The 8,600-nt window shown below is 72.0% G+C and carries 7 protein-coding genes; all 7 read left to right on the top strand.

The window, feature by feature from the left end:
• The first annotated feature begins 91 nt into the window (after positions 1–91).
• The 7 genes from H5J29_RS34970 to H5J29_RS12575 all read left to right on the top strand — a co-directional run bounded on the left by H5J29_RS34970 (position 92) and on the right by H5J29_RS12575 (position 8,483).
• Entirely contained in the window at positions 92–343 is a 252-nt protein-coding gene (locus H5J29_RS34970; RefSeq protein ID WP_312858182.1) for an acyl-CoA dehydrogenase family protein, read from the top strand.
• Between the two features lie 37 nt (positions 344–380).
• Entirely contained in the window at positions 381–2,033 is a 1,653-nt protein-coding gene (locus tag H5J29_RS12550; RefSeq protein ID WP_181781116.1) for an ABC transporter substrate-binding protein, read from the top strand.
• On the top strand, positions 2,030–2,992 hold the full coding sequence (locus H5J29_RS12555) for an ABC transporter permease (RefSeq protein ID WP_181781117.1): 963 nt from the start codon (positions 2,030–2,032) through the stop codon (positions 2,990–2,992). The genes H5J29_RS12550 and H5J29_RS12555 overlap by 4 nt, the downstream gene beginning before the upstream one ends.
• On the top strand, positions 2,989–3,837 hold the full coding sequence (locus H5J29_RS12560; RefSeq protein ID WP_181781118.1) for an ABC transporter permease: 849 nt from the start codon (positions 2,989–2,991) through the stop codon (positions 3,835–3,837). The genes H5J29_RS12555 and H5J29_RS12560 overlap by 4 nt, the downstream gene beginning before the upstream one ends.
• Positions 3,816–5,447, top strand: a complete 1,632-nt coding sequence (locus tag H5J29_RS12565; RefSeq protein ID WP_181781119.1) for a dipeptide ABC transporter ATP-binding protein — start codon at positions 3,816–3,818, stop codon at positions 5,445–5,447. Before H5J29_RS12560 ends, H5J29_RS12565 begins: the two co-directional genes overlap by 22 nt.
• Positions 5,444–6,496: an LLM class flavin-dependent oxidoreductase gene (locus H5J29_RS12570; protein WP_181781120.1), complete on the top strand. Its 1,053-nt coding sequence runs from the start codon at positions 5,444–5,446 to the stop codon at positions 6,494–6,496. Before H5J29_RS12565 ends, H5J29_RS12570 begins: the two co-directional genes overlap by 4 nt.
• A gap of 646 nt (positions 6,497–7,142) precedes the next feature.
• Complete coding sequence (locus H5J29_RS12575; RefSeq protein WP_181781121.1) at positions 7,143–8,483, top strand: HNH endonuclease signature motif containing protein; 1,341 nt, start codon at positions 7,143–7,145, stop codon at positions 8,481–8,483.
• The last annotated feature ends 117 nt before the right edge of the window (positions 8,484–8,600 follow it).

Genomic DNA, 8,600 nt, shown 5'->3' on the forward strand with positions numbered 1-8,600 from the left:
CAGGGTGCTGCCCAGGACGCCGACCACCGCGCCGTGGCGCAGCAGGGCCGTCGCGACGACGCCGCGGAACAGCAGCTCCTGGGCGAGCGGCGTGACCACGCCGAGCAGCAGCAGGGACAGCAGGGACAGCGGGCACCTGCCGCAGCTCTCGCTGCTCAAGGTGCAGATCGCCCGGTCCGCGATCACCGCGGTCCAGACCGCGGTCGCCGCGCTCGGCAACCCCGCGCTGACCCGCCACCAGCCCTTCGAACGGCACCTGCGAGACGTGCTCTGCGTCCGCGTCCACCCGCCGCAGGAGGACACCGCCCTGCTGGCCGCGGGCCGCCGCCTGCTCACCCCCTGACCCTCGACCCCGTCACCCCGAGAGAGAAGAACCCCCCATGAGAACCACCCGCACCCGCGCCCGGCGCGCGTGGCAGGCAGCGATCGGCATCCTCACCACCGTGCTCGTCGCCACCGCCTGTGCGGGCGGCGCGCAGTCCACGGACGCGGGCTCCGCGCAGGAGGGCGGGGACCTGACCTTCCTGATCGACTCGCTCGGCGACACCTGGATCCCGAACAACAGCGCGATCTCGAGCTTCCAGGGCCACATCTGGGGCCACGTCACGGACAAGCTCGTGTACGTCGACGAGAACGGCAAGACCTCGCCCTGGATCGCGCAGAGCTGGGAGCAGAACGCGGACGCCACCGAGTTCACCCTGCGCCTGCGGGAGGGGGTCACGTTCTCGGACGGCACCCCGCTCGACGCCGCCGCGGTCGTCGCGAACCTCGACATGTGGTCGAAGGGCGACGCGACCCGCGGGATCAACCCGATCGGCCTGTTCCCCAAGACCTACCAGGCCGCGCAGGCCGTCGACCCGGCCACGGTGAAGGTCACCTTCTCCTCGCCGACCCTCGGCTTCATCCCGACGCTGGGCTACCACGGCTCGATCCTCATCTCGCCGAAGAGCCTGGCGCTGCCCGCCGAGCAGCAGGCGGACCTGTCCAACGACATCGGCAGCGGACCGTACGTCGTCGAGTCCTGGAAGGACGACGACGTCGTGGTGCTGCGCAAGCGCGCGGACTACGACTGGGCGCCGGAGGCGCTGAGCCACCAGGGCCCGGCGCGGATCGACTCGATCACCTACAAGCTCGTCGGCGAGCAGCAGGTCCGGACCTCGTCGGTCCAGTCGAACCAGGCCGACATCGCCTACAACCCGTCGCCGAAGGAGCTCGAGACCTTCAAGGCCCAGGGCTTCTCGGTCGCCGCGCCCCGCTACCTGGGCTTCGTCAACGGGTTCGCGATCAACACGAAGGTCGCCCCCTTCGACGACGTCAAGGTCCGCCAGGCCCTGCAGCACGGCATCGACCGCGACCAGATCCTCGCCACCGTGTACACCCCGGACTGGCTGGCGGCGGAGTCGTTCATCCAGAGCAACGTCCCCGGCGCGACCGACCACAAGGCGGCCTTCGCCCACGACTCCGCGAAGGCCGAGGCGCTGCTCGACGAGGCGGGTTGGGCCAAGGGGCCCGACGGCGTGCGTACCAAGAACGGCACGAAGCTCGCGCTGACCCTGTACCCCAACCCGTACCTCGCCACCTCCAAGGCGGTCGACGAGCTGATCGCCCAGCAGCTGCGCGGCATCGGGTTCGAGGTGGGTATCCAGGCCTACGACGTCGTCACCTACGGCCAGCGCGTCAAGGTCGGCGGCGAGACCGTCCCCGCCTACGAGATCACCCGCAGCTTCATCGACGCGGGCACCGTCGGCGGCGTCCTGACCGACGCGAACAAGGGCGAGAACTGGTTCGGCCTCGGCCAGAGCGACGCGAAGCTCACCGAGCTGGCCACCTCGATCGCCGGGGCCAGCGACCCGGCGCTGCGCGACGCCCAGCTCGACGAGCTGCAGGGCTACGTGCTCGACCAGGGCTACTTCGTGCCGATCACCCAGATCGTGCAGCGGCTGTACCTGCAGTCCCCGCGGGTGCACGACGTGACCTACAACGGCATCGCCTACGCGAACTACTACACCGCGTGGATCGGCGATCCCACGTGAGCGGGTACGGAGGCTTCGCGCTGCGCCGTGCGGGCCAGGCCGTCGTCGTCGTCCTGCTCACCTACGTCTTCACCTTCTGGGTGATCAGCGTGCTGCCCGGGGACCCGGTCACCACCACCCTGCGCAACCCGCAGAACGGGTTCACGGAGGAGGAGATCGCCCGGATCGTCTCCTACTACGGGCTCGACCGGCCGGTCCTCGTCCAGCTGTGGGAGTCGTTGTCCCGCTTCGTGACCGGGGACCTCGGCGTCTCGCTGCGGTCCAACCGGTCGGTCGCGGACATGATCGGCGAGGTGCTGCCGTCCACGCTCGTGCTGGCGGCGGCGTCGCTGACGATCGCGGTGGTGCTCTCCTTCGCCATCGCGTTCGGCGTGCACTACCTCCCGCGGCCGTTCAGCACGGCGCTGCGGTCGGTGCCGTCGCTGTTCCTGTCGGTGCCGGGCTTCCTGGTCGGGCTGCTGCTCATCCAGGTCTTCTCGTTCGGCCTCGGGCTGTTCCGGGCCATCGACACCGACGGGCCGGTGGCCACCTTCTTCGCCGCCCTCACCCTGGGGATCTGGGTGTCCGCCCAGATCGCCGAGGTGCTGATCGCGAACCTCGACCACGAGGCGGCCCAGGAGTACGCGGGCGTGGCCCGCTCGCGCGGCCTCGGCAGGCTGCGGATGCTGCTCAAGCACCTGCTCAAGCCCTCGTCGCTGCCGGTGGTGACCGTGCTCGCGCTGATGATCGGCGAGGTGCTCGGCGGCGCGGTGATCACCGAGGCGGTGTTCGGGCGGACGGGCATCGGCAACCTCGTCGAGCGCTCGGTGGCCAGCCAGGACCTGCCGGTGCTGCAGGCCGTGGTGACGCTGGCGGCGGTTGTGTTCGTCGTCGTCAACCTGCTCGCGGACCTCGTCTACCCGCTGCTCGACCCGCGGGTGACGCTCCAGGCCCGCCCGGAAGTGGGAGCGAACGCATGACCCTCACCGCCGTCACCGCGACGGAGGCCCCGGTACCCGCCCGGGTCCGCCGCACCTGGCGGGTCCCGCCGACCGTCGTGCTGTCGTTCCTGGTCGTGGCCCTGGTCGTCGGCTGGTCGGTCGCGCCCGGGGTGTTCAGCGGCCAGGACCCGGTCAACGGGGTCCCGGCCGACCTGTTCGCGCCGCCGAGCGCGGCGCACTGGTTCGGCACCGACCACCTCGGACGGGACGAGTTCGCCCGCGTCGTGCACGGCACCGCGTCGTCGGTGTCGAGCGCGCTCGTGGCGGTCCTGATCGGGCTCGTGGTCGGGGGGCTGATCGGGCTGCTGTCCGGCTTCCTCGGCGGCCTCGTCGACACCGTCCTGGCCCGGTTCGTCGACGTGCTGCTGGCGATCCCGAGCTTCCTGCTCGCCGTCGTCGTCGTCAGCGCGCTGGGCTTCCAGACGATCAACGCGGCCATCGCGACCGGCGTCTCGGCGGTCGCGGTGTTCGCCCGGGTGCTGCGCTCGGAGGTGCTCAAGGCCCGCAGCGCGGTGTTCGTCGAGGCCTCGCTGGTGCTCGGCGGGTCGCGGGCGCACGTGCTGCTCCGGCACGTGCTGCCCAACGCCTCCCGCTCCGTGCTCCAGCTCGCCGTGCTGCAGTTCGGGCTGTCCATCCTGGTGATCGCCAGCCTCGCGTTCCTCGGCTACGGGGACCCGCCGCCCGCGTCGGACTGGGGGCTGTTGATCTCGGCGGGCCGCGAGTACCCGCTCGCGCCCTGGCTGATCTACGCGCCCGCACTCGTCACGATCGTCACCGTCCTCTCCGTGAACAGGATCAGCCGATGGCTCCGCAAGACCGACTGACCAGCACGTTGACCCGTCCCGCGAGCACCACGACCGCACCCCTGCTCCAGGTGTCCGGACTCTCGGTCGCCTACGGCGGCAGGCAGGTGGTGTCCGGTGTGGACCTGGCGCTGGGTGCGGGCGGCAGCCTGGCGCTGATCGGCGAGTCCGGTTCCGGGAAGTCCACCATCGCCCGGGCCCTGCTGCGGCTGCTGCCCGCGTCCGGGCGCGCGACCGGGCACGTCGAGCTCGCCGGGCGGGAGGTGCTCGGCCTGCCCGAACGGCGGTTCCGGCCGTTGCGCGGGCGCACCCTGGGCTTCGTGCCGCAGGACCCCGCCAGCGCGCTCAACCCGGTCCGGACGATCGGGGTGCAGGCCCTGGAGGCCGCGGAGCTCGTGGACGGGCTGGCGAAGGAGGACCGGCGTGAGGCCGTCCTCGAGACCTTCGCGCAGGTCGGGCTGACCGACCCGCAGCGGGTGTTCGCGGCCCACCCCCACGAGCTCTCCGGCGGGATGCTGCAGCGGGTCCTCATCGGGCTCGCCGTGCTGCCGCGGCCGTCGCTGCTGGTCGCCGACGAGCCGACCTCCGCCCTCGACGTCACCATCCAGAAGCGGATCCTCGACCTGCTCTCCACGCTGCGCGCCGACCTCGGGATCAGCCTGCTGCTGATCACCCACGACCTCGCCATCGCCGCCGAGCGCGCCGAGAGCCTGATCGTGCTCAAGGACGGCCGGATCCAGGAGGCCGGGACCACCGCGGAGGTGTTCGCGAACCCCACCTCGGCGTACGCCCGTCAGCTGCACGCGGACGTGCCCGCGCTCAACCCGGACCGGTACGCCGACCTGCGTGCCGTGGGCGAGGGGCGCGCGGGCGACCCGGCCAGGATCGAGGTCCAGGGCGTCACGAAGACGTTCGGCTCGCTGACCGCGGTCGACGACGTGTCCTTCGCCGTACCGGCCGGGACCACCCACGCCCTGGTCGGTGAGTCGGGCTCGGGCAAGACGACGGCGATCCGGCTGCTGCTCGGCCTCGAGCAGCCGGACTCCGGGCGGATCGTCGTGGCGGGCGAGGAGCTGCACGGCCGCTCGCACGCCTCGCTGCGCAGCGTGCGGCGGCACCTGCAGCTCGTCTACCAGAACCCGTTCACCTCGCTCGATCCCACGTGGAAGGTGGAGCGGCTGGTCCGCGAGCCCCTCGACCGGTACCGGATCGGGGACCCGGCCTCGCGTCGGGAGCTCGTCCGCGAGACGCTGCGGTCGGTGGGGCTGGGCGAGGAGCTGGTGTCCCGCAAGCCCTCCGCGCTCTCCGGCGGGCAACGACAACGGGTGGCGATCGCCCGGGCACTGGTCCTGCGCCCGGACGTCATCGTGCTCGACGAGCCCACCTCCGCCCTGGACGTCAGCGTGCAGGCGGACATCGTGGAGACCCTGCTGCGGCTGCAGGCCGACCTCGGGCTCACCTACGTGTTCGTGTCGCACGACCTGTCGCTGGTGCGCCAGCTCGCCCACACCGTGTCGGTGATGCGGACCGGGCGGGTCGTGGAGCACGGGACGGTCGCGTCGATCTTCGACTCGCCGCAGGAGGAGTACACCCGCACCCTGCTCGCCTCGCTGCCGGTGGGTGCGGCATGACCGCCGTGGTGTCGACGCGCACGCTGGGCTTCAACACCCGCGTCTCGTGGACCGACGACCCCGGCCAGGGCCTGCGGGACGGGATCGCGCTCTACCGGGCGGCCGAGGAGCTGGGGTACCAGGCGGGGTGGGCGTATCAGCGGCATTTCGACCACTACCTGTCCTCGCCGTTGCCGTTCTTCGCGGCGGTGGGGCAGCACACCTCGCGGATCCGGTTGGGCTCGGCGGTGATCCCCATGCGGTATCAGGACCCGATCCTGCTGGCCGAGGCCGCGGGGACGGCGGACCTCCTCGCCGGGGGTCGGTTGGACCTGGCGTTGGCGACGGGCTCGACGGCGCTGTGGGACCCGGTGTTCGGGGCGGTGTCGTCCGACCCGCGGACGGAGGCGCGGAGCCGGTTGGCCCGGTTCCTCGCGGCGGTCGGCGGGGAGTCGGTGCACACGGTGGACGGTGCCGGCCAGGGTGCGCCGATCGGGACCGAGGTGCGGGTGACGCCGCACAGTCCTGGTCTGCGTGGGCGGTTGCGGCGGGGCGCGGCGAGCTTGGAGTCCGCGGTGGACGCGGCCCGGATCGGGTTGGGGTTGATCACCGGCACGGTGCTGCACGGCCTGGAGCCGGGGGAGACGTTCCCGGAGTACCAGGCGCGGGTGATCTCGGCGTACCGCTCGACGTGGCGGTCGACGCACGGGACCGAGCCGCCGCCCGTCGCGGTGGCCGCGTCCATCCTGCCGGGCACCACGGCCGCGCTCCGCGAGACCTACGCGGCGTACGACCACGAGCGTCGGACGCAGGGCATGGCGGCCTCGCGCCCGCGCGGTGCCCTGGAGCCCGTGATCGGCGCGACCCCACCGAACGGCAGCGTGATCAGCCCGGTGCACCACGGCGACCCCGACTCGGTGACCGAGGCGGTCCTGGCCGACCCGGGTCTCGCGGTGGCGGACGAGATCGTGCTGTTCCTGCCCCCGGCCTTCGCCCTGGAGCAGAACACCCGCCTGATCACCGACCTCGCGCAGACCGTCGCCCCGGCCCTGGGCTGGTCGCCGAGCTGATCCGCTGCTGTAGGGGCACGTTTCGTGCTCTCAGCGCGGCAAGATCGCTGGTTGGGTGCGCTCAGTGCTGTCGGCACGACGATGAGAGCACGAAACGTGCGATCTTGAGGGGCTGCCCTGTGGGGCCTCGTTCCCGAGGGTGTCGCTGCTTTGCCGTTGAGGTCCGACGCCCTCCTAAGTTTCGCCCGGGATGGGCTCGGGCTTCTTCGTGCGGGGCGACGCCCCTGGGGGTTCCGCTCGGGAGGTGGCTCGCGCTCCTCGGTGCGGAGGACGCTCTCCGGCGGTTTCGCTTGGGAGGGGGGTTCGCGATCGTTGGTGCGGACTGCGCCCTCCGGGGGCCTCGCTCCGGAGGGGGCCGCCACCTCCGCCTTTTCGGCCCCGGAGGGCAGCACGGGAGCCGCCCGGGCCGCCGGCTTCCGCTCCCGGCCGGCGGTTCCGGGTCGGGCGGCGGCCCGGGCGACTCCCGTGCCGGGCTGCGCCGCCGAAACGACGGAGGTGGCTTTCATAGGGGGTAGGTCGGATGATTGCTCGACCCGAATTCATCGATCTCATCGGGTATCGCCAGTCATCCCGGAAAAGCGACCGATGAGCGCACTCTCGCTGGTAGGAATGGTCATCGAACAGTCGGTCGACTAGAATTCGAGACATGACCCGATGGGCGGAAACAGCGGACGAGGAACTCCTCGCCGCCCTTTCCGACACCCAACGGGCACACAATGCCATTGAAACGCGGATGCTTTCCCTCGTCGCCGAGATCGAGGCCCGCGGGCTCGCCGCGGAGCGCGGGTTCACCCACACCGCGGACCTGGTGCAGACCGTGCAGCGGGTCGGCTCCGGTGTGGCGAAGGCCCGAGTGCGGGTGGCGCGCAAGGTCACCCCCGACCGCACCCTGCAAGGCGAGGAACTACCCGCCCCGCTGCCCTCCACCAGCGAGGCACTCGCCTCGGCGGAGATCTCCTACGACCACGCCCACGTCATCGAACGCACCCTCGCCGCGCTCCCCGCTCATCTCGTCGCGCACCACGCCGAGACACTGGAACGCGACCTCGCCGAGCACGCCCGGGTACTGGACCCCGACGCGCTGCGCAAGGTCGGCAAGCATGCCCTCGCGATGCTCGACCCCGACGGGCCGCGACCGCGGGACGTCGCCCCGGTGCGCAACCGGCTGCGGTTCACCGAACGCGGAACCGGGTTCGAAGCCCGGGGCTGGTTCGACTCCGAGTCCACCGCCGTCCTGCGCACCGCCCTGTCCCCGTTGGCCGCCCCCACCGGAGCGCACGAATCCGGGTCCTGCGAGGACCCGACCTGCGACCACGCCGCCGGTGAGCGGCTGCCCGACCCGCGGTCGGCGGCCGAACGCGAGGGCGACGGGATCGTCGAGCTCGCCCGACGGATGCTGCAGGTCGGGGACCTGCCCACCGAGAACGGCAACCGGCCCCAGGTCACCGTCACCATCACCCTCGACGACCTGCGCGACCTGCGCGGTTCGGGGGCGGGGCTCCTGGAAGCGGGAGACGGGATCGGGCGCGGGACCCTGCGCGCCGAAGACGCCCGCCGCATCGCCTGCGACGCCGGGATCATCCCCACCCTCCTCGGCTCCGACAGCGAACCCGTCGACGTCGGCCGCAGACACCGGGTCGTGCACACCGCCCTGCGCCGCGCCCTCGCCGTGCGCGACGGCGGCTGCGCGTTCCCCGGCTGCGGCATCCCCGCCCGCTGGACCGACGCCCACCACATCCGACACTGGGCCCACGGCGGGGAGACTTCGCTCGCCAACACCGTGCTGCTCTGCCCCCGACACCACCGACTCCTCCACCACGGCGAATGGACCGTCGAGATCACCGACGGGGCGGCGATGTTCCACCCACCCGCCTGGTCCGGCGCACCACCAGGCCGCAACATCCTGCACCGACCAGACCTGATCGGTGTGCTACCCGCACCCCGCCGCGACGTCGAGCGGGTGAGTCGCGACGCCCTCATCGGGTAGCAGCGCGCCCGAGTCCACGCACACAAGATCGACCTGCCGACACACCACATCCGACCACCACTGCGGCGCCGGCGAGTCCAGAGCACACCCCCGGCCAGACAGGTCCACGCCCTGCCG

It is taken from the genome of Pseudonocardia pini (genome assembly GCF_013870575.1).
In the GTDB taxonomy this organism is placed as follows: domain Bacteria; phylum Actinomycetota; class Actinomycetes; order Mycobacteriales; family Pseudonocardiaceae; genus Pseudonocardia; species Pseudonocardia pini.